This is a genomic window from Megasphaera sp. UPII 135-E, assembly GCF_000221545.1.
Lineage (GTDB): Bacteria > Bacillota > Negativicutes > Veillonellales > Megasphaeraceae > Megasphaera > Megasphaera hutchinsoni.
On sequence record NZ_AFUG01000035.1, the window covers coordinates 79,947 to 104,579 of the forward strand.

The window sequence follows — 24,633 nt, forward strand, 5'->3', positions numbered from 1 at the left end:
TATAGATACAATTTTGTATAGTATAGCATATTATTATATTTTGTAAAGTTTGTGTTTGTTTTCACTTTATAAAATTATTCAGCTAACATCTCCCATGTTTCATAAAGTGCGTCTAATTTCTTTTTTGTTTCTTCATAGGCCTGATGTATTTCCATAAATCGTTTGTTATCAACTTGATTTTCGGGCATATTGAGTTGTACTTCGTACATCGTGACCGTAGCTTCCAATTCAGCAATTTTTAACTCCACTTCTTCTATCTTTTTAGCATTGCCATGTATCTTTTTTTTAACCGGCTGTGAAGACGGTTCTTTTTTGCCAGTGTCCGTATGCATTACCTTACCCATATCCCGTGTCGGCTTAACCGCAAGCATTAATGCTTCTTGCTGATCGTTCCATTTTTCTCGATAATACGAATAATTGCCCATATATTCGGTCACCCCTTGTGGTGCCAATACCCATGTTTTATTCGTTACTTTATCTAAAAAATACCGATCATGGGAAACGATAATATAGGTGCCGCCAAACTCCAATAAGGCCTCTTCCAATATTTCCCGCGTGGGAATGTCTAAATGATTCGTTGGTTCGTCCAACAACAGTACATTTGGTGCGGTTAAAAAAAGTTTGAGCAATGCCACACGTGCTTGTTCACCACCACTTAAAGAGTCAATCGTCTTATACACCTCATCGCCATGAAAGAGAAACCGGCCCAAAATCAACCGTGCCTGATCTTCACTATACGAAAAGGATTGCATAATTTCTTCCACAATAGACCATGCACCGTGCAAATCCGTGCGTTCTTGCGAAAAATAACCAATAGAAACGCGGCTACCTAGAACAATATGCCCCGCTGTAGGCTTTAATTCGCCCATCACCATTTTCAGCAAGGACGATTTGCCAATACCATTCGGCCCAATTAAAGCCACCCGCTCGCCACGCCGCAACAAAGCCGAAAGATGATTAAACAAGGAATGATCGCCAACCTGTCCCCCTACATCATCGAGGACTAAAACCTTTTGTCCGCATTCACTTGGCCGGGTAAATGAAAATTGTAACGTTTCGTCAGGAACATCCGCTTCCAACCTCACTAACCGGTCTAATTGGGATTGTCTTCCCCGTGCTTGCTTAGCTTTAATACCGGCTTTGTACTTTTGAATATACGCCTCGGTTGCATGAATTTTTTCTTGTTGCTTCGCATATGCTTTGGCATGGGCATCTTGTTCTGCCTGTCGTTTCTTCACATACGCCGTGTAATTACCTTTATATTTTTTAACAGTCCCCTTAGAAAGGGAAAGTATACCCGTTGCCACGCGATCTAAAAAATAACGGTCATGGGAAACGATAATCATACCTCCCCCATAAGATAATAAATACGTTTCTAACCATTCCAACATATCCACATCCAAATGGTTTGTCGGTTCATCTAAAAATAAGTAATCAGGACATCTGACCAACGCTTTGGCCAAATTAATCCGCGTTTTTTGACCGCCCGAAAAATCTTGTATATGTCTATCCCAGTCTTCTTCTTGAAAGCCTAAGCCGGCCATAATTTTACGCGACATGCTTTCATACGAAAAACCACCAAGCCATTCAAATCGCTCCTGTAACCGTGCATATCGTGCCATCAAGTGTTCATCTTGCGGCTGATCTTGCAAGGCTTGTTCGGTAGCATGTAATTTATCTTCCAGCTGCATAATATCTTGCCATGCTTCTTTGATAACATCACGTACTCGCAAGGATGGATCATAGGTAATCTGTTGTTGTAAATACCCAATCGTATCCCCCTCTTCTACGGCTATATTCCCCGTATCCACTTCTTCTAACCCTAATAAACACATCAACAGTGTTGACTTTCCCTCACCATTGGCACCAACAAGGCCTAATCGCTCACCCCGATGTAGTGAAAACGATACATCCGAAAAAATGGTATGGATGCCAAAGGACTTACCTAATTGCTGTACTCGTATACTACTCATACACACACCTCTATAATTTCTAAAAAATACAGGCCGCCTATCCGCCTGTATTTCCATTATATCCACGTCTTTACTTGCGGTCAAACACCTACTTTTTACGTACCCTTGACCTAAAAAAAATCGGCATGCCGCTTATCCCAACATGCCGATACATATAATGATAGATAAAACAATATATTAGCTTATACGTTCCATTCTTCTTTACTAGTCGACAAACACATAAAGGTCTGCGATGCTGCTACCGATGGAATTTCGTTCAGTTCATCCATGAGAAAATGTTCTAAATCATCCGGTGTTTTCACCAACACTTTCAATAAATAATCAAATGCACCTACAATATGGTGACATTCCAATACTTGAGGGAAGCGCATAATATTGTCGCGGAACTCTTCTACTTCACCAGACCGTTCCAAATTAACCATAATAAACGCCGTCACATTATACCCTGTTTTACGGCGGCTTATCTTCGCACCATACCCTTGAATAATACCGCTATGCTCCATCTTACGAATACGCTCTGCCACAGCGGGTATAGAAAGTCCTACCACTTTACTAATTTCCGTAGCGGAAGCCTTGCCATTCTTTTTCAAAATTGTCAAAATTTTATCATCGATATGATCCATAACACTACCATCCTCTGCCAAATATTTCTATTATTTATACGTATATAAAAATAACGATAAATATTACTTATAATATATTATCATACATTACAGGTAAAAAGTAAATATTTTTTTTACAGAATTAATAATAAAAATCAAAATTTATATATTTTATCACAATTAAGATTTTCTGTTCAACGTACTCCTATGAAGACAAGCGAAAATCTTGATTAATATCAGATGTCCGTTGTTTAAATCCTTCCGTCATATAAAGGATACCATTTTCACCCGTAATTTCACATTCTACCCCCGGCATATTTTGAATAAAAGCTAACCCTTTTTGTGGACCTAGAACGAACACTACCGTGGTTAATATGTCGCTTAGAATACCAGCATGAGGTATATCCTCTTGAATAATAATAGAATCGCTTATCACGCCACTACGTGCAGGATACCCCGTCTTGGGATCAAAAATGTGATGATAACGTACCCCGTTTTTAATAAAATAACGTTCATAATCACCCGATGTAGATAAAAATTGATTTTCTATTTTTATGATGCCTAAATAATTACCGTCTTCATCTGATCGCGGATGCTTAATGCCGATATTCCATTCCGTTTGTTTGGCATTTTTTCCCAGAGCAAACATGGAACTGGCACCTAAATTAATCAGCCCTTGTTGTACATGATGACGTTTATATATATCTCGCACAACGTCTACGGCATACCCCTTGGCTACTCCCCCTAAATCAATGTACATACCCGGTTTCGCTAATTTTACAGCGTGATCTGTCGGCCGCAATAAAATATCCTGATAATTGACATATTGCAAATTATCTCGTATGGACTTAGGTGAAGGAATGTGTTGATCGGGATTACCAATATCCCATAACCGCGTAAATATGCCTACGGTAATATCAAAAGAACCATTACTTTTCGCGGCATATGATTTTGACAAAGCAATCATTTCATAGATCATCGGATCAACCGAAACATAGTCTTTCCCAGCAGCCCGATTAATCTTACTAACATCACTATTCGGATTGTTTGTACTTGCTAACCGATCCAACTTCTCGATACTTGCAAAACTTTCATCAATTGCTTGTTGTGCTTCTCCCCCCGCTGCTCGCAAAGAAATGGTCGTATCCATAGCAACCCCACTTCTATCAAAAAACTGCTCCGAATGTGATATTCCACATCCAGAGCAGCCCACTAAGAGGAAAAGCGACAGTACCAACCAAATGGCAACATATCGTTTTTTTCCCATTTTATTCTCCTTTATCTATCCGATCTTTTCTGCCCTCTTTGGCGTTGCTACTAATGCCGCAATCGCTTTTGTCGGACACTTTGTAATACAGGTGGCTTCTTCACAGGTGTGACAAATAGCCGGATTAATAACGGCCAAATGGTCAACTACCTTTACGCCGCCTTCATGAGAACAATTACGCATACACAACCCACAACCAATGCAAGCGGAAGAACAGTTTTTCTTCGCGACAGCACCCATTTCTTTCGATGAGCAGCTCACGCTAACGGGTGCACTAAACGGCAAGAGTTCGATCACGTGATTAGGACAAATGGAGGCACACTTACCACAGCCCGTACAAAGTTTCTTGTCCACAACGGGTAAGCCATCTACTCCCATCGACATCGCGCCAAACGGACAGCTACGCACACAATTGCCAAATCCCAAGCAACCAAATTTACAGAATTTAGGTCCTTGTTGTACTAATTTGGCCGCAGCACAATCATGTATCCCTTTATATTCAAAGGCTACTTTAGCGATACCTAAGCCACCATTACAGCGAATATGAGCAAATTGAGGTTCCGTTTCTTCTGCAATTTTTCCCGTTAAGCTAGCCACAATATCGGCTACTTCTTTTTTCCCCGGTACACAAAGATTCGGTGCTACATCAGGATCTAACACTACCGCTTCGGCGTATTTTGCGCAACCGGCAAAACCACATGCCCCACATTGTCCCTTCGGCAACGCTTCTTCTACTTCCCCGATCAACGGGTTTTCTTCCATCGCAAATTTCTTATCGGCAAAGGCCAAAATAAAGCCGAACACACCACCGATACAGGTCATAATAAGCACAGCTGAAAGAGCTATTTGTGTATATTCCATGATATTAATTCCAACTCCTCTCCATTATATCATACCTGAGAATCCAAGGAAAGCTAGCGCTAACATACCAGCTACAATAAAGGCAATAGGCGTGCCTCGTAAAGCCGCCGGTACAGCTGCATAGTCTAATTTTTCACGGCAACTTGCCATGAGAACTAATGCCAACGCAAAACCTAACCCCGAACCGATAGCAAACACGAGATTTTCTAAGAAACCATAGTGATTGGTAATACTAATAACGGGTACGGAAAGAACGATACAGTTTGTTGCAATTAACATTAAATAAATGCCCCACATGTTATATAAGGTTGGTGACATCTTTTTTATAATAATTTCCAATAGTTGTACGAAACTAGCAATAAGTACCACAAAGGATATGGTACGTAAGAACGTTAAATCCAACGGCATGAGTACATAATTGTATAGTAACCACGCCAATACCGTACTCATGGTAATAACCGATGTTACGGCAAAGCCCATCCCAATAGAGGCATTTAAATTCTTAGAAACCCCAAAGAAAATACAAAGGCCAAGGAATTTTGTTAAGACGAAGTTATTAATCAACACTGCCCCGATAAATAAGGTAAAGTATTCGCCCATTATCCTTCACTCCCTTTCAATTGTTTTGCTTTTTCTCGTGCATCATTCCACATCTTAATGCCTGCCATAAAGAAACCGATCAGCATGAACGCTCCCGGTGGTAAGGCTAAAATAAGCGCAGGTTGATACCATGAACCAAACATAGGGATTCCTAAGAGGGTACCGTTTCCCAGTAATTCACGAATAACGGAAATAATCAGCATGGCACCAGTAAAGCCGACACCCATGCCCATCCCATCTAAGAAAGATACGACAATGCCATTTTTAGAAGCGACCGATTCAGCACGAGCTAAAATAATCGCAAAAACGACAACCAAATCCAAGTATACCCCTAAGGCCTTGTATAATTCAGGTGCATAGGCTTGTAATACCAATTGTACGCACGTAACGATTGTCGCAATACAGGTAATATATACAGGTACACGCACCTTTTTATTAATCATCCGACGGATAATAGATACAACCACGTTATTTGAGGTAATAACAAACCATACGGTAAGCCCCATGGTCAACCCGTTAATCACGCTAGTCGTAACGGCAAGACCAGGACATAAGCTAAGTGCCAGGACAAAATACGGGTTTTCTTCAATAATGCCTCGGCTAAATACTTTCCAAAGATTCATTATGATTTCCCTCCTATCGTGGCTGCTTTTTCGACAGCTTGTTTTACCCCTAACGTAAAGGCCCGTGAAGAAATGGTAGCACCAGTCATTGCTTGTACCTTATCTTTTTGATTAGGATCTTTGGTAACTTCCAATCCTTCTACTTTTTTCCCTTTTAATTGACTCTTAAAGGGTTCTTTTGCCCCTCTATCACCTAAACCCGGTGTTTCATTCGCTTCTAAGGCAACATAATCTAACACGATGCCATCAACGCTAACGGCCGTCAACATTTTGATAGGACCGCCATATCCCTTCGGTGCAGTCGGAATAATATACGCGATTTTTTTACCGCCTTTTTCCGCTACAAACGTGTCTTTTTCCCCGGCAACAGGTGTAAACGTATCTGCCTGTGGTACTAACCCACGCATCGATTCTTCTTTCATTTGTTCGGCTTTTGCTTTCGCCGTTGGACCGGTAATAAAGAAGACCAAGCCAATAATACATCCCGAAACTAAACATGTTAAAATAAGATTCATTGCAATTTTAACCAAGCTATGTTCTTGTTGTTGTTCGCTCATATTATTTCGCCCCCTTTTTTACCGTACCAAATACTTTTGGTTTAACGGCCCGATCAATTAACGGAGTCAACGCATTCATCAAGAGAATAGAATAACAAACGCCTTCAGGATATCCGCCTAATTGACGAATGAGAACCGTAATAAGACCACAACCAAAAGCAAAAATAATCTGTCCTTTTAAGGTAATAGGAGCGGTAACCATATCTGTTGCCATAAAGAAAGCCCCGATAATCAAACCGCCAGCCATCATATGAAATAGCGCTAAATGTGCATCGCCGGCAATCAAGCCCATTAAAATACCAACCGTAGCAATCATCACAACGGGAACTTGCCATTTTATATAGCCTTTATAAATTAAATAAATACCGCCAATCAACAATAACACCGTTGAGGTTTCACCTAAAGACCCACTACGGAAGCCTAAAAACATGCTTTTATAAATACTCATCCAATCATTTGTTCCAAACAACTGAAATAGGGAATCTGTACCACCATGTTTTAATACATTTAACGGCGTTGCACTAGCCAGGGCATCAACAGATGAACTTGATGCCATATCGGCAACAGAACCATTCATCCGGGTCCATGTCGTCATCGCAATAGGCCACGATACCATCAAACCGGCACGACCTACATGGGCAGGATTAAAGAGGTTATATCCCAATCCACCCATAGACTGCTTACAGACAACGATAGCTAAAAAGGAACCGATAATAGCCATCCACCACGGCAAATTCGGGGGGCAACACATCGCTAACAGCAACCCTGTTATCACGGCACTCCCATCCGTAATAGTGATTCGTTGATGCATTAATTTTTCCCATAAAAATTCAAATACAACAGCTGATACAATGGCCACAATAATGTTAATCAACCCGTTCATACCAAAATGATATACCCCAAAGGCTGCGGCTGGCACTAATGCGGCAATAACATTCCACATAATTTTACGAATAGATTCCTTATCACGGACATGGGGTGAAGAAGATACGGTCAACATCTGTTGTTTTATCTCTTTCCCATCCATTCCTGGATGTTGTCCTTTCATATCTGGACTCATGCTATCCCTTCTTCCTTTTATTCTCAGCCTTTTGCTGCTTTTTGTTGAGCAGCCTGCTGGATCATTTTTAATTGGCCTTTCGCATTGCGGAAATATTGCACCAAGTTACGTTTTGCTGGACAGACAAAGACACAGCTACCGCATTCGACGCAATTCATAACGCCATAATCTTTACATTCTTCCCATGCTTCGCGTGAAGAAAAAATACTAAGCTGACTAGGGACAAGACCCATAGGACAAGCTTCGACACACCGTCCGCAACGAATACACGGTTCTTCTTCGCGTTCATCGCACTTATCTTTCGACAACGCCAAAATACCCGATGCCCCTTTAGTAATAGGAATATCTAATTGATATTGGGCAAATCCCATCATCGGCCCGCCCGCAATAACGCGTTCAGGTTGCTTGGAGAAACCGCCACAAAAAGCAATCGCATCTTCGTACGTCGTGCCAACGCGAACTAACAAGTTTTTCGGTTCGGTAATACAATCCCCCGTTACAGTCGTAATACGTTCAATCAAGGGAATTCCCTGACAAACGGCATCGGTAATCGCAATGACCGTACCAATGTTACTTACCACACAACCAACATCCATCGGCAAACCACCTGGTGCTACCAACCGACCGGTACAAGCTTCAATCATCATCTTTTCTGCCCCTTGAGGGTATTTTGTTTTGCAAGTAACAACGGTAACCCCCGGCACATTGGCAAAAGCGGTCTTCATATTTTCAATCGCTTCCGGTTTATTATCTTCAATCCCAATATAGCCTTTAGAAACCCCTAATACTTTCATGCAAATTTGTACACCCGTAACAAACTTCTGTGTCGTTTCTTCTTCTACCATAGCCCGATAGTCACAAGTTAAATAGGGTTCACATTCTGCCGCATTGACAATAAACGAATCCACCGGTTTATTCGGTGCCAATTTTACATGTGCCGGGAACGTCGCCCCACCACAACCCACGACACCACAGTCCTTAATAGCTTGAATGATTGCATCACGGGGCATCGTTTGCCAATCACGCTGTAACGGTAACCCTTCTACCCATTCATCTTGACCGTCCGATTCAATCACGACAGACATACATGTTACCATCGTATTATGTGGCATCGGTGCCACTTTGACGACTTTCCCTGACAAGGGCGCATGAATATCGGCATGCAAAAAGGCATCAATCGTACCAATCAACTGCCCTTTTTTTACGAGATCACCGACTTTCACAACGGGTTTGCATGGAGCCCCAAAATGCTGACTCATTGGCACAACCACTTGTTTCGGTAACGGTGCTACTTCAATTGCCTTATTACGTGCCAAAATTTTCCCATCTGCAGGATGAACGCCACCTCGTTTAAAGGTATTAAACATTACCCATCACCTCATTACCAGATTTATCAAACATGACTAAACAAAATCCGACCTTCTTCTGGCAGTACTCCTATCCGTAGGGCCAACGCAAAGAATTACCGTTGCAAAAAAAGCTCAGATGCTGTACCTTGTATATCTTTATACAGGGCACCTTGATTTTAGTTATACGTTTATCTATAAAAATATAAAAAATGCTATAAGCCATATAACCAAAAACATTTTGAGAAGGTTTATTATTATGCAGGTTGTTTGCAAGTTATCCTTCATTCGGTTTACATTATATCATCATCAATTCTATTATTCAATGTGCATTGCAATAGCAATTATGGTATCTATAACCTTTTCCATTCGTATAAAAGATAATCTATTCATCAACCATATCCATGAATTAATTTGCATATTTTAAAAAAACAGTAAAATACGCCATGCATAAATTTTCTTCCAAAAAGGTGCTGTTTATGGTGAAATAGATATCCATGCAAAAAAAGCATATAAAGATAATAAAAAAAATCTCCTTACTAAATTATTTAGTAAGGAGATTTTTATCCATCCACGTATATATTTCTCTACTATGGTTTTTTCTTTTTTTCTTCTATCGCCGCTTGTATTAAACCCTTGAACAAGGGATGTGCCTTCGTTGGGCGGGATTTAAATTCAGGATGAAATTGGCATCCCACAAACCACGGATGATCAGGTAATTCAACAATTTCTACTAAGCGATCATTCGGTGAAGTTCCCGATAAAATAAGACCTGCTTCAACGAGCTGTGCCCTATATTTATTATTAAATTCCCAACGGTGACGATGCCGTTCATAAATCAGCTTGTCTTGATAAACTGAATAAGCCTTAGTGTTTGCTGCTACTTTGCAAGGATAGAGGCCTAAACGCATAGTACCTCCCTTATTAGATACATCAACCTGATCCGCCATTAAATCAATGACCGGATGTTGTGCCGTTTCATCAAATTCAGAAGAAGTGGCACCTTTAATACCGGCGACATGCCGTGCAAATTCCATGACAGCACATTGCATGCCGAGGCATAAACCTAAATAAGGAACCTTGTGTTCTCTTGCATACCGTACCGCTTTGATTTTTCCTTCAATACCACGATTGCCAAAGCCCCCCGGTACGACAATCGCATCGACACCACGAAATATTTCTTCGACCGAACACTGCCTATCTTCGAGCATTTCCGAATCAATCCACCGAATATTCACTTTCGCCTTATACGCAATACCTGCATGATTTAAGGCTTCCGCCACGCTTAAATACGCATCATGCAACGATACATATTTACCTACTAACGCCACTTCAATGTCTTGTTCCGTATGATAAATATCTTGTACCATTTGTTCCCAATCAGTCATATTGCATGGTTTATCCGGCAATGCCAATTTTTCTAAAACAATACGATCCATACCTTCTTTAGCTAATAAAAGAGGGACTTCATATATGCTTTTTAACGTTTTATTTTCAATGACCGCTTCCGGTTCAATATCACAGAAAAGAGCCAATTTTTCTTTTAATTCTTCTGATAAAGAATGTTCCGTCCGACATACAATAATATCGGGCTGAATACCTATACTACGTAATTCTTTTACGCTATGTTGTGTTGGCTTAGTTTTTAACTCGCCTGCTGCACCAATAAACGGCACTAACGTGACATGAATGTATAATACATCGTTACGCCCAACATCTTTTTTTATCTGCCGAATGGCTTCTAAAAAAGGTAAGCTTTCTATATCCCCAACGGTACCACCAATCTCCGTAATAACGACATCCGCATTGTCATCATCACCTACACGCACAACGCGATTTTTAATTTCATTGGTGATATGCGGAATAACTTGTACCGTATGTCCCAAATAATCACCATGCCGTTCTTTTTGTAAAACGGACCAATAAATTTTTCCCGTCGTGACATTTGAGTTCTTCCCTAAATTAATATCAATAAAACGTTCATAATGTCCTAAGTCCAAATCTGTTTCCGTGCCATCATCCGTAACAAATACTTCTCCATGTTGATACGGACTCATTGTTCCGGGATCCACATTAATATATGGATCAAATTTTTGAATGGTTACTTTAAACCCACGGTTTTTTAGTAATCTCCCTAATGCTGCAGCGGTAATGCCTTTTCCTAACGAAGAAACTACACCACCCGTGACAAAAATGTATTTCGTCATATTTCCTCCCTCATCAGCCTAAAATTGATATTTCCTCTATATCCTATGTACTTACATTTTCCGTGGTGCGGAAATGCCCAACATAGCTAAACTATTAGCAATCGTAATGCGTACAGCTGTAACTAAAGCCAACCGTGCTACAGCTAATGCTCGATCTTCTTGAATGATGCGACAATGATTATAAAATGCATGGAATAACCCCGCTAATTCATACGCATAATGAGCAATGCGATGGGGTTCTCGTGCAATAGCTGCACGTTGTACTTCCTCCGGAAAAACAGCCATTTTTTTAATCAATTCTAATTCTATATCCTGTTGCAACGTATCCCAAGTAATATCATCTCCTGCTTGTGGTATTTCTATTCCTGCTTCTTGTGCCTGGCGATAGATACTAAAAATACGTGCATGTGCATACTGAATGTAGTATACAGGATTTTCATTGCTATGTGATGTTGCTAAATCTAAATCAAAGTCTAACTGCGTATCAAGTGATCGCATAATAAAGAAATAACGAGCTGCATCAACACCGACTTCTTCAATCAATTCATTTAATGTAATCGCCTGACCCGTACGCTTCGACATTTTTACGGGTTTTCCATCTCTAAACAAGCTGACCATTTGCAACAACAGCACTTCGAGCCGTTTCGTATCATATCCCAGAGCTGACATCGCTGCTTTCACACGTGCTACATACCCATGATGGTCAGCACCCCAAATATTAATCAACGCTTTAAAGCCCCGTTCATACTTATCTTTATGATAGGCAATATCTGCTGCAAAATACGTGGGCACCCCATTTTCGCGAATAACAACGCGATCTTTATCATCACCGTATTCAGTCGACCGCAACCATACAGCACCATCTTTATCATAAACGGTACCTCGTTTTCGCAATACATCACAGGCCGCTTGAATGGCTTGCGGATGTAAGGTACGTTCACTAAACCACCGATCATAGTAGACATGAAAGGCCTCTAAATCTCGTTTTAGTGCCTTTAATTTTTCTTCATACGCCCGTTCCTTGAAAGCGGCTAACCGTTCTGCTTCCGGCATATGGACATATCGATCACCATCTTGCTTAAGAATTGCCTTTGCCGTCTCCACGATATCTTGCCCGTGATACCCATTTTCAGGAATTTCCGCTGGCAGACCTAATAATTCAAAATACCGTGCATTAACGGATGCCGCTAAATTATCCATTTGATTGCCTGCATCATTAATATAGTATTCTGCTTCCACCTGATAGCCCGCTGCTCGCAAAAGATTGACCAAGCTACTACCGTAAGCTGCACCGCGACCGTGTCCAACATGTAACGGGCCTGTCGGATTGGCACTAACAAACTCTACTTGCACCGTATCTTCCGGTCGTAAAGGAGCCGTACCATATGTTTCGCCGGCAGCTAAAATATCCGCAAGCGATGTAAATAATACCTGTTTGCGTAAAAACAAATTAATAAACCCCGCACCTGCGATTTCCGCTTTTTCCAACCATGAACCCTGTAATGTTTCTACCAAAATGGTCGCTATATCACGCGGTGAACGATGGGCCACGCGTGCCGATTGCATAGCAATATTAGTTGCAAAATCACCAAACTCTTTTTGTGGTGGCACTTCTAATGCTACCTCCGGATACGATCCTTCCGGTAATTTTCCCGTATCAATTGCAGTTTGCAGGGCATCTCTAATACCTTGTATCACCTGTTCTTTTATCTCCATTAGGCTCGATCCTCCTGCACCGTTATAGTTAATTTTGTATAGTTGTTATATAGTCCTTCTAAAGAAACATTGTATTCTAAATGAATGGTACCAATGCCATCTTTCATATCCACTTTACATTCATAAACTTTCGTATGCATTTCAAATTTACCAAATTCCAATGCATAAACAGAACGCTGTTCTTTTCCTTTACGAAATTCATGATGTTGATGTACATTGCCCGTACGAATCAAATTAACCGACTGATCCGGTAACACTTTTACTAATGTTTTAACCCCTTCCATCTCATTAATCTTACTTTCATTATACCGAATATATTGTGTATCTCCCTGCACACGAGCGGAACCAGCCGCGATTAATTCAAATTCATTTTTTTCGCCGTCCACGCCCTGTTGCATACTGTGAATTTTCACTAAAACAGGCTTCAATCTATACCAACCTCTCTATAAATAATCCAATGTTTCTATTATATAACATGTGTCTTAAAAAAGAAATACTTTTCGTCAACCCTATACATGTATTCCCGCTTCTTTTTATAGATGAATACCTTCTTGCAATTGCTCCATAATCTTTTTTTCTTCTTCTGTCATAGGCCGACCCAAATCAATCTGCACGGTTTCGCCCTTGTTCTTTCCTTTCCTGTGTTTATGCGTATCCCCATTTTTGGTACTATTATCTCTAATAATCATCGTGCCAACTCCTTTCCTATTTGTTGTATTATATCATAATTTATCCGCTTGTGATGAACCTCTCAAAAAAAAGATGTATTCCCTCTACTAAAGGAATACATCTTTTTTTATTTCCAAAATTCTACACGATCATCAGAAAGCCCGATGTCAGCTGCTTTAAACACCGGATCATGTCCCGCTTTTTTCTGTTGCTGATAATCTTTTAATGCACGCACCGCCATATTTCCTAACAGTAAGCACGCAGGAATATTGATGATACACATAAGTGCCATTAAAATATCTGCAATATCCCACACGGCAGCCATCGACATGGCACTACCAATAAAGATAATGAAAATGCACACTAACCGAAACAGGATAACAAACCATTGAGAAGGCATTTTGCGGTGAATAAAATGAATGCAATTGTCAACATAATATAAATTTCCAATCAACGTAGAAAAGCCGAATAAAAGCATGCATATCGTGATTAACAAGGGACCAAAATGACCATATACGGAAGTAGCCGCTTGTTGGATATATAACGCTCCTGCCACTTCTTCTGTTGCCGGTACGCCCGAAAATAACCCTAAAAATGCGGTCGCACTGCACACGAGTAGAGTATCAATAAATACAGATAGCATCTGTACCAACCCCTGTTTTACAGGGTGACTAACCATGGCAGCTGCTGCTGCATTCGGTGCTGAACCAATACCAGCTTCGTTAGAATATAAGCCACGTTTAATACCATAAATCATACACGAACCAGAAACGCCACCTAAGATGGATTGAAAATCAAAAGCATCAGCAAAGATAACAGAGAACACGTGAGGTAATGCAGTGATGTTTAGCAATATAACCAATAAGGCCGCAATAATATAAACCGTCCCCATCACGGGAACTAAGACAGAGGTAATACGGATAATCCGCTTACCGCCGCCGACCAAACAATACCCGACAATTAATGCAAAAATAGCACCAATAATCCAAGGCGTACTATCGGGTTGATAAAAGGAATATGCCATAAAGGTAGACTGCATATTATACGAACAAAGCAGATTAAATCCACCCGCATAGGTAAGTATCAAAGCAATGGCAAATACCACCCCCAGCCACCGCTGATGCAAGGCCGCTTCAATGTAATAAGCGGGGCCGCCAAAACTCCCTCCACGTACGTCACGCCGTTTAAAAATTTGTGCCAACGTACTTTCAATAAAGGCGGTCGAACCACCGATAAGTGCCAGCAGCCACATCCAAAATACGGCCCCTGGGCCACCTAAGCAGATAGCCGTAGAAACGCCGATAATATTACCTGTTCCTACGCGTGAAGCTGTCGAAACCATTAATGCCTGAAAGGATGATACAGCTCCCTTTGTTGCCGGTTTTTCCCGTACTACGCGGATACTTTCCCCAAACATACGTAATTGCACAAATCCCGTTTTACCTGTAAAATACAAACCTGCTACGGTCAATATAATAATCAAGATAGGATAATACAATACACCATCCCAGTAATCCAAAATTGCCATCATCTTTGCATCACTCCTTATGTAATTTTCTTTGACCATTATTATATTATATTCATACATTATTTTAATATAAATAACCGTCAATTAATCGTCATCTAATGTACATAAAAATATGATAATATTTTTTTATTTTTCTGTCAATATAATATTTTTTTAAAGGTTACTCAAAAAATCGACCTTTGTTTTTCCCCGGTATTCTTTAAATTAAGGAATAGCATATTGTACTTTCTCTATTTGCAAATGGCTAATATTCTGTATTATAGAAAAGAATAGCGTTTTTTTTCTGCTGCAAAAAACATATTTTACACATACATATGCCACTTATTTTCATAATGTGAAATGTTTATTTCCTATTGTCTTCATTTTATTTATAGTATAATAAAAAAAACACATAAAAGGAGGCTACTATGACAGCTATCAAGCAATTACAACAATGGATAAACGACGCTTCACGCATCGTCTTCTTTGGTGGTGCCGGCGTTTCCACGGAAAGTGGGATTCCCGATTTCCGTAGTACGGATGGGCTATACCATCAAACCTATGCATTTCCTCCCGAAACCATCTTGAGTCATTCCTTTTATCTTTCTCATACGGAAGAGTTTTATCGCTTCTATCGAGATAAAATGCTTTGTCTGTCCGCTTCTCCCAATACGGCCCATCAGGTATTGGCGACACTAGAAAAAATGGGTAAATTAACCGCCATCATTACACAAAATATTGACGGTTTACACCAAAAAGCAGGCAGCCAACATGTATTGGAACTTCATGGCAGCGTACTACGAAATTTTTGCCAATCTTGTCACGCTTTCTTTTCAGCCGATGATATCTTACATAGTCCGACGATTATTCCCCATTGCCCCCACTGTGGCGGCACAATAAAACCAGATGTCGTCTTATATGAAGAAAGTTTGGATGAAGACGTATTACAAGAATCGGTAAACCAACTGCAAAAAGCCGATTTGTTACTCGTTGGTGGTACGAGTTTAGTCGTGTATCCGGCAGCGGGGTTGCTCCATTATTACCGCGGTAAACATATCGTATTACTCAACAAAGCCGCTACGGATATGGATAAAAAAGCCGATTTAATCTTTCGCCAACCTATTGGCCAGGTATTAGGCCAATTACATCTACCGTCACTATAAAAAAAAGTCTACGCCGTAGCTTATACGCACGTAGACTTTTTTCTTTTTAACGTTCCCTATTACGTAGAAAAATATACCCAGGTAACACCCGCTCCGCCATTATCGCCGTCATCTAATACGACCGATGTAACAAAGGGCAAATCCCTTAAATAACTATGAATTTGGCGGCGTAACGCACCGCTTCCCTTACCATGAATAATTTTTACGGGACTATACCCGGCCACTAGTGCCTGATCTAAAAAGCGTTCTACCCGTGGCAACGCATCCACATATGTTTCACCAATAATATTAATTTCTGTCGCTACCGTCTTCGGCCGGATGCAGCTATGCGTTTTTTCGGACGTAGCCGCCTTTTTCTCCCTCTGTTGTGCTGCTTGTATTTCTTGTGTATCCGCTTGACTAATATCTGATCGTTTCACACGAATTGTCATCCCGCGTATCGAAGCAGTCACTTGCTTACCTTGTATAGCTGTTACTTGGCCTACCCCATGTAAGGAATTAAGGTAAACAAAATCACCTACGTTTATATTAAGAAGATCCGCCCGCTTATCACTCGCCGCCGGCAAATTCGGTATAGCCAAGTCATTAATTCGTTTCCGTATGCCTGCAATCTGTTCGTCCGTTTTTTCTTTTAAAGACTGCTTACGTGCTTCTTTTAACGCACGAATGATCTGTTCTGATTCTACCCGTAATTGACGTTTGCGTTCCTGTGCCTCTGCTTTAGCCTTTTCCAATACGGTTTGATATTGTGCTTGTAATTGTTGTTTTTCTCGGTATAATTGTGCCGCTTGATTGCCCACATCTTGTAACCGCTTTTTCAAGATACGTTCCTTTTCATCAAGCCACTTTGCCTGACGATTCACCTTCGCCAATACCTGTTCCATATCCATATCACCGGCTTGTTTACGTATCTCTTTGGCACGTGCCAATACGTCTGGCGGTAACCCCAACCGTTCGCTAATACTAAAAGCGTGACTGCTGCCAGCCGCACCGATTTGTAACCGATAGGTTGGTTGTAATGTGCGTTCATCAAATTCAACGTGTCCATTTTCTATCCCCGTAGTTTGATAAGCGTAATTCTTTAGCTCATTATAATGAGTTGTCACCATAACTACCGTTTCTCGTTGTTTGAGTGCTTCTAACAACGCAATCGCAATAGCACTACCTTCTGCCGGATCCGTACCAGAGCCTAATTCATCAATTAACACCAAATCATCGACCCGACAATGCTTCAGAATATATATCAGCTGTGTCATATGTCCTGAAAAGGTACTTAAATTTTGCGTCAAATCCTGTTCATCGCCAATATCCACCAAAACATCGTGAAAAACGGCCAATTCAGAGTCTGCTTCTACGGGAATAAACAGCCCTGCCTGATGCATGCACACCAATAAGCCTAACGTCTTCATAAGAACAGTTTTACCTCCCGTATTAGATCCCGTAATTAATAACATGCGATAGGTATCACCGAGGATAATCGTATTCGCCACAACCTGTTTAGCCGGCACTAAGGGATGCCGTGCCTGTATCAAATGAATTCGCCCATGCCTCGCCATCTTCGGTCTACACGCATGCATCCGTTCTGCTAATTTTGCCTTAGCAAAAATCATGTCGACTTGAGCCGTTGCCTGCGTTGCGTTGTGTAAATCTTCTGCCCACATATGAATCGTATGTGTTAAAACTTGAAAAATCCGTTCAATTTCTTTCTGTTCACGCACGCGTACCGTTTGCAATTCATTGTTCATATCCACCATGTTGAGCGGTTCCATATACAACGTAGCACCACTAGCGGAAGTATCATGAACAATGCCAGGAAAAGCATACCGATATTCTTGTTTGATTGGAATTACATAACGGGCATTCCGTACCGTAACCAGGGCTTCTTGAAAATATTTTTGTTTATCCTTATCTTGTACTATCTCTTGTATATATCGTTTTGTCCGCCCTTCTAAGTCACGCATCCGCTGCCGTAATTGCTGTAATTGGGATGAAGCCGTATCACGAATTTGTAAGTCCTCATCAAATATATGCGTAAAGGTTCGTATCAACTCCGAAAAATCCGCTATATCATCAATATATTGACATAAAAGAGGATACGTTTCCCGATCCGTAATATGCTGTCGTAAATCGTCATATATACCAATATTATGCCATATATCCGTACATTCTCGCGGCGTTAAAAGAATTTCCCGTTGGGCCTTATCTAAGACCGTATAAATATCAAAAATAGCCAAGGATACCATGTTTTTTTCACGCAAACGATAGGTCACAGCCTCTTCCGTTTCCGTTAATAAGCGTGCCACTTCTTGCGACTGCTGCACGGGAAAAAGAGCATTAACTAATTTACGAGATAAGCAAGAACTTGTTTCCCTCATTAATTGTTGTTTTATTTTATTAAACCCTAACATACGCATACTACGTTTATTCATACTATTCTCCTGCTATTTTACCCTATAAAAAACAATTTCTTCTATTGCCGCATTACCACATACACCTTAAATGAAAAATGGCCACAAGGCCATTTTTTTTAATGCAAACCCTTATTTATTCTCCCTTTCTTGTCGTTTTTTAAAAAAGGGAAGTGCCACTTCTGGAAATAAAGCAAAGCTAAGCACATCTTCCGGCGACATATCAGGAAATCCTTCTTGGGCCAACGTTTCTTTTGCTTTATCCAATTCCGGTTCTAAATCATCAGCTGGACGGTAATCAATAACGGGTTCATCGCCAATACATAATTTCCGAAATTCCGGATCTATCGTTCCTGGAACACGACCATATTTTCCCCGAACAATGTCACGCACTTCATTGGTAATAATTTTATAACGACCATACAAAACGTTTAATGCCGCTTCCGAACCAGTAATTTGACTAGTCGGTGTAACTAATGGGGGATATCCTAAGTCACGCCGCACATTTGGCATTTCCGTTAGCACTTCGTCAAAACGGTCTTCTGCCCCCTGTCCTTTTAACTGATTATATAAATTAGTGAGCATTCCACCAGGTATTTGATATTTTCGCACGGCGGGATTAATTTGCGATGGCATGGTTAATTTAAATTCTTCTGCCACTTCCTTGCGAACCTCCTTAAAATGATCGGCTAACGGCCACAAGCGTTCTACATCAATATCCGTATTATAAATACTCCCTTGCAATGCCATAACTATCGACTCTGTTGCAGGTTGGCTCGTTACTTCACCAAACGGCGATAAGGCTGTATCAACAATATCTACACCTGCTTCAATTGCCTTTAAATAAGTCATTTCACCAAGTCCACACGTACAGTGAGTATGTAATTCTAAAGGAACATGTAAATGTTTTTTTAGCATACGTACTAAATTATACGCATCATACGGCGTTAATAAGCCAGACATATCTTTAATACATACCGAATCTACACCCATATCTTGTAACTCTAAGGCCACTTTAGTAAATGATTCCATCGTATGAATAGGACTAATCGTATACACCAATGCACCTTGTACTTGCACCGCTTTAGTGTCTTTCGCTGCTTTTATGGCAGATTCTAAATTACGAGGATCATTTAACGCATCAAAAACACGAATAATATCAATGCCGTTATCAATAGCCCGATTCACAAATTCATATACCACATCATCTGCATAATTTCGATACCCTAAAATATTTTGACCACGAAATAACATTTGCAATGGTGTTTTTTTTACATAACGTTTTAACGTCCGCAACCGTTCCCACGGATCTTCATCTAAAAACCGCATACAGGTATCAAACGTAGCGCCACCCCAACATTCTAAGGCATTATACCCCACTTCATCCATTGCTTCCAACACGGGGATCATGTGTCGTAAACGCATACGCGTTGCCGCTATTGATTGATGCCCATCCCGTAATACGGTTTCCGTAATCTTCACTCTTGCCATGTTTTTCATTCCTCCATCATAAAAACGTACCGTTTTAAATTCCTACCTAGTCATAATAGTTGTATTATATCATATACAAAAAATGAATGTATAGTTAGTCTCTATGCACAGCCTTCTTTTCCTGCCGTAAACAACGCTGCCTCCATCTTCGGGCATTGTTTTTTTCCCGGCTCTCTATAAGGAGAAAACAAGTACCTTCTCAGATACTCCCCGCATCCATATAGAGCATATATTCACGCTTACTCGTTTGTACAGACACACACGTCGGCGGAAGATCTTCTCTTTCATGCCATTCTATATCCAGAGCATATCGCCATTGACAAAACTTTACGGTAAGATTTCGATATCCTCGGACCCGTGACGTATCTGTACGATGATAAGAAATCGTTATTTTTTCTCCTTGTGGTAATCGTGCTAATACGGCCATTAATTGCCGTCGATAACGATAAGTATCAATTAATTCTCCCATCGCCGGTGTATACGCTCCCCCTAACACTTGCGTGGTATCACTCAACGCATCCGTTGCTTGCAGACCCGTTCGTATCACGGGAATACGAGCTTGTAATAATTTTTGTTTCATGTAAGCACCTCGCCGAATTCCTTCGGCAATAGATAAGGGCGTATAGGTTCCTTTTTGATAGGATATAGCTAGTTCCGTTCCTGCAATGACGACAACTGGATAAATGCGGGCAAAATCACAGTGTAACGCACATGCTTGTGCCACGGTATACTGCAAGCTTGCTACGGTTTCGCCCGGTAATCCTGGCATAAACTGATGTCCTACGCGAATCCCCCATGCTTTCAGTTTAGTCGTTGCTCTTTCTACGTCATTTGCCGTATGACCGCGTTTCGCTAAACGTAACACATAATCATCCAAAGATTGAACTCCTAATTCAACCGTATCGACACCAAATGCAAGTAATCGTTGCAACACCGTTTCATCGATGCAATCAGGTCGAGTCGAACAACGAATTCCTTGAATTTTCCCCGCCTCCAACGCTCGTTTAGCCGGGGTCAATAACGCCTCTTGTATAGCCACGGGAATAGCCGTAAAGCTTCCGCCATAAAACGCCACTTCCCAATGGCGATCTCGTGTATTTTCAGTTATATATGCTTTTATTTGTGCCGCTACATCTGCTGATGTCGGTAGGCCTTGTCGTCCCGTAATCTTCCATTGGTTACAAAACACACAACGATACGGACAGCCAATGTGCGGAATAAAAACGGGGATAATTGATGTTTTCATGGTATTTCCTAAAAAAAGAGATGTGACAAAAGCCACATCTCTACTCCTTAACATATACTTTCTGTAATGCAGCTTGCGCAGCACATTGTTCCGCTTCTTTTTTACTTTTTCCAGAACCTACACCACGTATACTCCCATCTACGCAAACTTGCATCGTAAATGTTTTATTGTGATCAGGTCCTGTTTCAGCACAGAGTACATACGTAATATTATGCTCGCCATCTTGCTGAATATACTCTTGAAATTGCGTTTTATAATCCCTACCATAATGGCCATTTTGAATACGCTGCAAATAAGGTTGCAATTGCGTTAAGATGAATGTACGAGCCATCTCATAAGAGCCGCCCAAATACAATGCCCCGACAACCGCTTCAAAGGCATCTGCTAATATACTGTGCCGAAATTTTCCACCTGACTTAATCTCGCCATGCCCTAATAACATGTATTGCCCCATATTTAAATCTCTGCATACATCTGCTAACGGAGCTTCACTAACCACACTTGCTCGTGCCTTAGACAGATCCCCTTCCATCATATGCGGATAATGCAAAAAGAGGTATTCGCCTACCACCATATCTAAAATCGCATCGCCTAAAAACTCTAAGCGTTCATTACAATATTCATGCCCGCATTGATGCTCATTTGCATATGAAGAATGCGTCAATGCTGCATCTAACAAGTGCCATTGGTCAAAAGAGCTCACCTGTATACGAGCAAGAAATTCGTCTAATTGTGCTTTTCTTCGTGCATCCATACGTATCATCATGCCGCTTTATTCGTACTTTTTAAATAGAAGTGTCGCATTATGCCCCCCAAAACCAAAGGAATTGGAAATAGCTACACGCACATTTTTTTCAACAAATGTTTGTGGTACATAATTCAAGCCTAATTCTTTTAATTCATCTTCCGGTTCAACAAAGTTACGAGTCGGATGAACCTTCCCCGTTTCAATCGTCATCGCACAAGCAATCGCTTCAACTGCACCGGCAGCCCCTAACAAGTGTCCTGTCATGGACTTCGTTGAACTCATCAAAAGATGCTTACAATTTTCACCAAAAACTCGTGCTACCGCCTTTGATTCATTTAAATCATTTAAACGAGTGGACGTACCATGGGCATTGACATAATCCACTTCCTGTGGTGTGACATTTGCATCACGCAAAGCCAATTCTACGCACTTCGACTGCTGTATTCCTTCTGGTGCTGGTGCTGTAATATGATATGCATCGGCATTGCTTCCATAACCAGCAACTTCACAATAAATATGTGCACCCCGTTTTACCGCATGTTCTAATTCTTCTAAAATAACAATTCCCGATCCTTCACCCATAACAAAACCATTACGATCTTTATCAAAAGGACGGGAAGCGTGTTCCGGATCATCATTACACGTGCTTAACGCCTTCATAGCAGCAAAGCCGGCTACGGACGCAGGAGAAATAGCCGCTTCCGTACCACCTGCTACGACTACATCTAACTCACCCCGTTGAATTTTACGAAACGCTTCGCCGATAGAATTGGTTCCAGTTGCACAAGCAGTAACTACACTTAGGCAATTGCCTTGTAAACCAAACGTAATAGATACCTGTCCCGATGCCATATTGCCAATCATCTTAGGTACAGAGAAAGGATTAACTCGCCCGGGACCTTTAGCAAACAACCCTTTATACAAGTTATGAAGTGTTTCAATGCCGCCAATACCCGTACCAATAACCGTTCCGATACGATCTCTATCTTCGTCATCTAAATTTAATGTAGAATCATCTAAAGCCATCTTCGAGGCACACACAGCATACTGTGTCGATAAATCCATATGACGTGCTTCTTTTTTATCAATCCCATACACCGTTGGATCAAAATCGGTAACTTCCCCTGCAATTTGTGCCGTATACTCGGTTGCATCAAAATGCGTAATTTTCTTAATACCATTCTTACCATCCAGTAAGGCCTGCCAAAATACGTCCTTCCCTATACCAACTGGAGAAATAACACCCAGCCCGGTAATTACAACTCGTTTTTCCAACCTTTTCACCTCATTTTTTTATGAACACGATTATTCTGAAATTGCCGCTGCTTCACGGGTAATATTCGCAAAGATTTCTTTTACTGGCAAAATATCGTGAATATATTGCATACATCGTCCAGAAAAGACCAAACCCGTTTCCACATCGCCTTGTTGTGCCCTTGATAACGCACGAATAATACAATATTTATGACTACATTTTTTTAGACAAACATCACAGTGTTCAGGACGTGGTGCCTTATCTATCATAATACGTTCAGAAAAGGGTGTCCGAATAGCTTGTCCTGGTAACCCTACGGGGCTATGCACCAAAACAAAATCTTCCGGCTTATTGGCCCGTAAGTATACTTTTTTTAATTCATCCGATGCATTAGATTCGACACTAGCGGCAAAACGGCTTCCCATTTGCACGCCATTGGCTCCCAACTTTAACATCGTTACTACATCGGCGCCAGATAAAACGCCGCCTGCACCAATAACGGGTAAATCAACTGCTGCCCGTACTTCTGGCACAATATCTCGACTCGGTCGATTCGTTCCCAGATGCCCGCCTGCTTCTGACCCCTCTACAATAATAGCCGAAGCACCCAGGGTTTGGGATATTTTAGCTAGCTTTGCTGTTGAAACAATGGGAACAATAGGTGTTCCACTTTCTTTTCCCCACAAAAACATATCGCGTGAAAAACCTGCCCCAGCAACAACTAGATCGATTCCTTCTTCAATAGCAACAGCAACTAATTCTTTAAATTGTCTTGCTGCAACCATAACATTAATACCAATAATTCCTCCATGAGGAGTTAATTTTCTTGCCAATCGAATTTCATGCCGTAATTCATCAAAAGGCATTCCCGACGCCGCAATTAAACCAATGCCACCTTCATTTGCAACAGCTGCGGCTAATCGAGCCGTCGACAACCGTATCGCCATACCACCTTGAATAATTGGCACTTTTGCTATGAGCTTACCTATTTTTAGTTCTGGCAGCTTCACCGTTTTTTCCTCCATTCAAGATACCAGAAGGGAAACCACCGGGTTTCCCTCTGGTTCTCATCGTCAACTTACGCTTTTTTTCTTTTTCGATGTAATCCACCGTATCCTGTACCGTCTTAATTTTTTCTGCAACGTCATCAGGGATTTCGATATTGAATTCTTCTTCAAAAGCCATGATTAATTCAACGATATCCAAAGAATCCGCGCCTAAATCATCAATAAAAGCAGCATCAAGTTTTACTTCTTTTTCATCCACACCTAATTGTTCTACTACGATGCTTTTTACTTTTTCAAATGTATTTTCTCCGCTCATGTATCATTCAC

General features: G+C 40.9%; 21 protein-coding genes and 1 pseudogene. 1 reads left to right on the forward strand and 21 read right to left on the reverse strand.

Annotated features, from left to right (window positions below; all coding sequences use genetic code 11):
- Window positions 1–74: 74 nt before the first annotated feature.
- The 14 genes from abc-f to HMPREF1040_RS05330 form a co-directional block, all read right to left on the reverse strand.
- Entirely contained in the window at window positions 75–1,973 is a 1,899-nt protein-coding gene (abc-f, locus tag HMPREF1040_RS05270; RefSeq protein ID WP_036257695.1) for a ribosomal protection-like ABC-F family protein, read from the reverse strand.
- A 182-nt stretch (window positions 1,974–2,155) separates the two neighbouring features.
- Window positions 2,156–2,596, reverse strand: coding sequence for an Lrp/AsnC family transcriptional regulator (locus HMPREF1040_RS05275; protein WP_007392889.1), 441 nt, complete (start codon window positions 2,594–2,596; stop codon window positions 2,156–2,158).
- 184 nt (window positions 2,597–2,780) lie between these two features.
- Window positions 2,781–3,842, reverse strand: coding sequence for an FAD:protein FMN transferase (locus HMPREF1040_RS05280; protein WP_007392846.1), 1,062 nt, complete (start codon window positions 3,840–3,842; stop codon window positions 2,781–2,783).
- A gap of 15 nt (window positions 3,843–3,857) precedes the next feature.
- Window positions 3,858–4,703, reverse strand: a complete 846-nt coding sequence (gene rnfB, locus HMPREF1040_RS05285) for an RnfABCDGE type electron transport complex subunit B (RefSeq protein WP_007392852.1) — start codon at window positions 4,701–4,703, stop codon at window positions 3,858–3,860.
- A gap of 24 nt (window positions 4,704–4,727) precedes the next feature.
- A complete protein-coding gene (locus HMPREF1040_RS05290; protein ID WP_007392895.1) occupies window positions 4,728–5,303 on the reverse strand; it encodes an electron transport complex protein RnfA in 576 nt (191 codons plus the stop codon).
- On the reverse strand, window positions 5,303–5,926 hold the full coding sequence (gene rsxE, locus HMPREF1040_RS05295) for an electron transport complex subunit RsxE (protein ID WP_007392830.1): 624 nt from the start codon (window positions 5,924–5,926) through the stop codon (window positions 5,303–5,305). The genes HMPREF1040_RS05290 and rsxE overlap by 1 nt, the downstream gene beginning before the upstream one ends.
- Window positions 5,926–6,483, reverse strand: a complete 558-nt coding sequence (locus tag HMPREF1040_RS05300; RefSeq protein WP_007392892.1) for an FMN-binding protein — start codon at window positions 6,481–6,483, stop codon at window positions 5,926–5,928. The genes rsxE and HMPREF1040_RS05300 overlap by 1 nt, the downstream gene beginning before the upstream one ends.
- A 1-nt stretch (window position 6,484) precedes the next feature.
- The gene (locus tag HMPREF1040_RS05305) at window positions 6,485–7,543 is read right to left on the reverse strand and encodes an RnfABCDGE type electron transport complex subunit D (protein ID WP_007392912.1); all 1,059 of its coding nucleotides are present in this window, start codon (window positions 7,541–7,543) and stop codon (window positions 6,485–6,487) included.
- A 23-nt stretch (window positions 7,544–7,566) separates the two neighbouring features.
- Window positions 7,567–8,910: an electron transport complex subunit RsxC gene (gene rsxC, locus HMPREF1040_RS05310; protein ID WP_007392898.1), complete on the reverse strand. Its 1,344-nt coding sequence runs from the start codon at window positions 8,908–8,910 to the stop codon at window positions 7,567–7,569.
- A gap of 569 nt (window positions 8,911–9,479) precedes the next feature.
- Window positions 9,480–11,096 carry a CTP synthase gene (locus HMPREF1040_RS05315; RefSeq protein ID WP_007392818.1) on the reverse strand — a complete coding sequence of 539 codons (1,617 nt, stop codon included), beginning with the start codon at window positions 11,094–11,096 and terminating at the stop codon, window positions 9,480–9,482.
- A gap of 51 nt (window positions 11,097–11,147) precedes the next feature.
- Window positions 11,148–12,812, reverse strand: coding sequence for an arginine--tRNA ligase (gene argS, locus HMPREF1040_RS05320; protein ID WP_007392931.1), 1,665 nt, complete (start codon window positions 12,810–12,812; stop codon window positions 11,148–11,150).
- Window positions 12,812–13,240 carry a DUF1934 domain-containing protein gene (locus HMPREF1040_RS05325; protein ID WP_007392918.1) on the reverse strand — a complete coding sequence of 143 codons (429 nt, stop codon included), beginning with the start codon at window positions 13,238–13,240 and terminating at the stop codon, window positions 12,812–12,814. Before HMPREF1040_RS05325 ends, argS begins: the two co-directional genes overlap by 1 nt.
- Before the next feature lie 105 nt (window positions 13,241–13,345).
- Window positions 13,346–13,501: a hypothetical protein gene (locus tag HMPREF1040_RS08135; RefSeq protein ID WP_007392915.1), complete on the reverse strand. Its 156-nt coding sequence runs from the start codon at window positions 13,499–13,501 to the stop codon at window positions 13,346–13,348.
- A 107-nt stretch (window positions 13,502–13,608) separates the two neighbouring features.
- Complete coding sequence (locus tag HMPREF1040_RS05330) at window positions 13,609–15,012, reverse strand: sodium:alanine symporter family protein (RefSeq protein WP_007392829.1); 1,404 nt, start codon at window positions 15,010–15,012, stop codon at window positions 13,609–13,611.
- 404 nt (window positions 15,013–15,416) lie between these two features.
- Between HMPREF1040_RS05330 and HMPREF1040_RS05335 the strand changes: the two genes are divergently transcribed.
- A complete protein-coding gene (locus HMPREF1040_RS05335) occupies window positions 15,417–16,151 on the forward strand; it encodes an NAD-dependent protein deacylase (protein ID WP_007392927.1) in 735 nt (244 codons plus the stop codon).
- Between the two features lie 59 nt (window positions 16,152–16,210).
- Here the strand turns inward: HMPREF1040_RS05335 and HMPREF1040_RS05340 are convergent, their stop codons facing one another.
- From HMPREF1040_RS05340 to HMPREF1040_RS05370, 7 genes and pseudogenes are all read right to left on the reverse strand, one after another.
- Window positions 16,211–18,580 carry an endonuclease MutS2 gene (locus HMPREF1040_RS05340; RefSeq protein WP_007392864.1) on the reverse strand — a complete coding sequence of 790 codons (2,370 nt, stop codon included), beginning with the start codon at window positions 18,578–18,580 and terminating at the stop codon, window positions 16,211–16,213.
- A 111-nt stretch (window positions 18,581–18,691) separates the two neighbouring features.
- A complete protein-coding gene (locus HMPREF1040_RS05345; RefSeq protein WP_007392887.1) occupies window positions 18,692–20,050 on the reverse strand; it encodes a pyruvate carboxylase subunit B in 1,359 nt (452 codons plus the stop codon).
- A gap of 199 nt (window positions 20,051–20,249) precedes the next feature.
- Complete coding sequence (locus HMPREF1040_RS05350) at window positions 20,250–21,332, reverse strand: elongator complex protein 3 (protein ID WP_007392920.1); 1,083 nt, start codon at window positions 21,330–21,332, stop codon at window positions 20,250–20,252.
- A 4-nt stretch (window positions 21,333–21,336) separates the two neighbouring features.
- Window positions 21,337–22,050, reverse strand: coding sequence for a ribonuclease III (gene rnc / locus HMPREF1040_RS05355; RefSeq protein WP_036257700.1), 714 nt, complete (start codon window positions 22,048–22,050; stop codon window positions 21,337–21,339).
- 18 nt (window positions 22,051–22,068) lie between these two features.
- Complete coding sequence (gene fabF, locus HMPREF1040_RS05360; RefSeq protein WP_007392894.1) at window positions 22,069–23,319, reverse strand: beta-ketoacyl-ACP synthase II; 1,251 nt, start codon at window positions 23,317–23,319, stop codon at window positions 22,069–22,071.
- A gap of 30 nt (window positions 23,320–23,349) precedes the next feature.
- Entirely contained in the window at window positions 23,350–24,309 is a 960-nt protein-coding gene (locus HMPREF1040_RS05365; protein WP_007392832.1) for a nitronate monooxygenase family protein, read from the reverse strand.
- A gap of 73 nt (window positions 24,310–24,382) precedes the next feature.
- Window positions 24,383–24,622, reverse strand: a pseudogene (locus tag HMPREF1040_RS05370) (acyl carrier protein); the annotation flags it as partial.
- Between the last annotated feature and the right edge of the window lie 11 nt (window positions 24,623–24,633).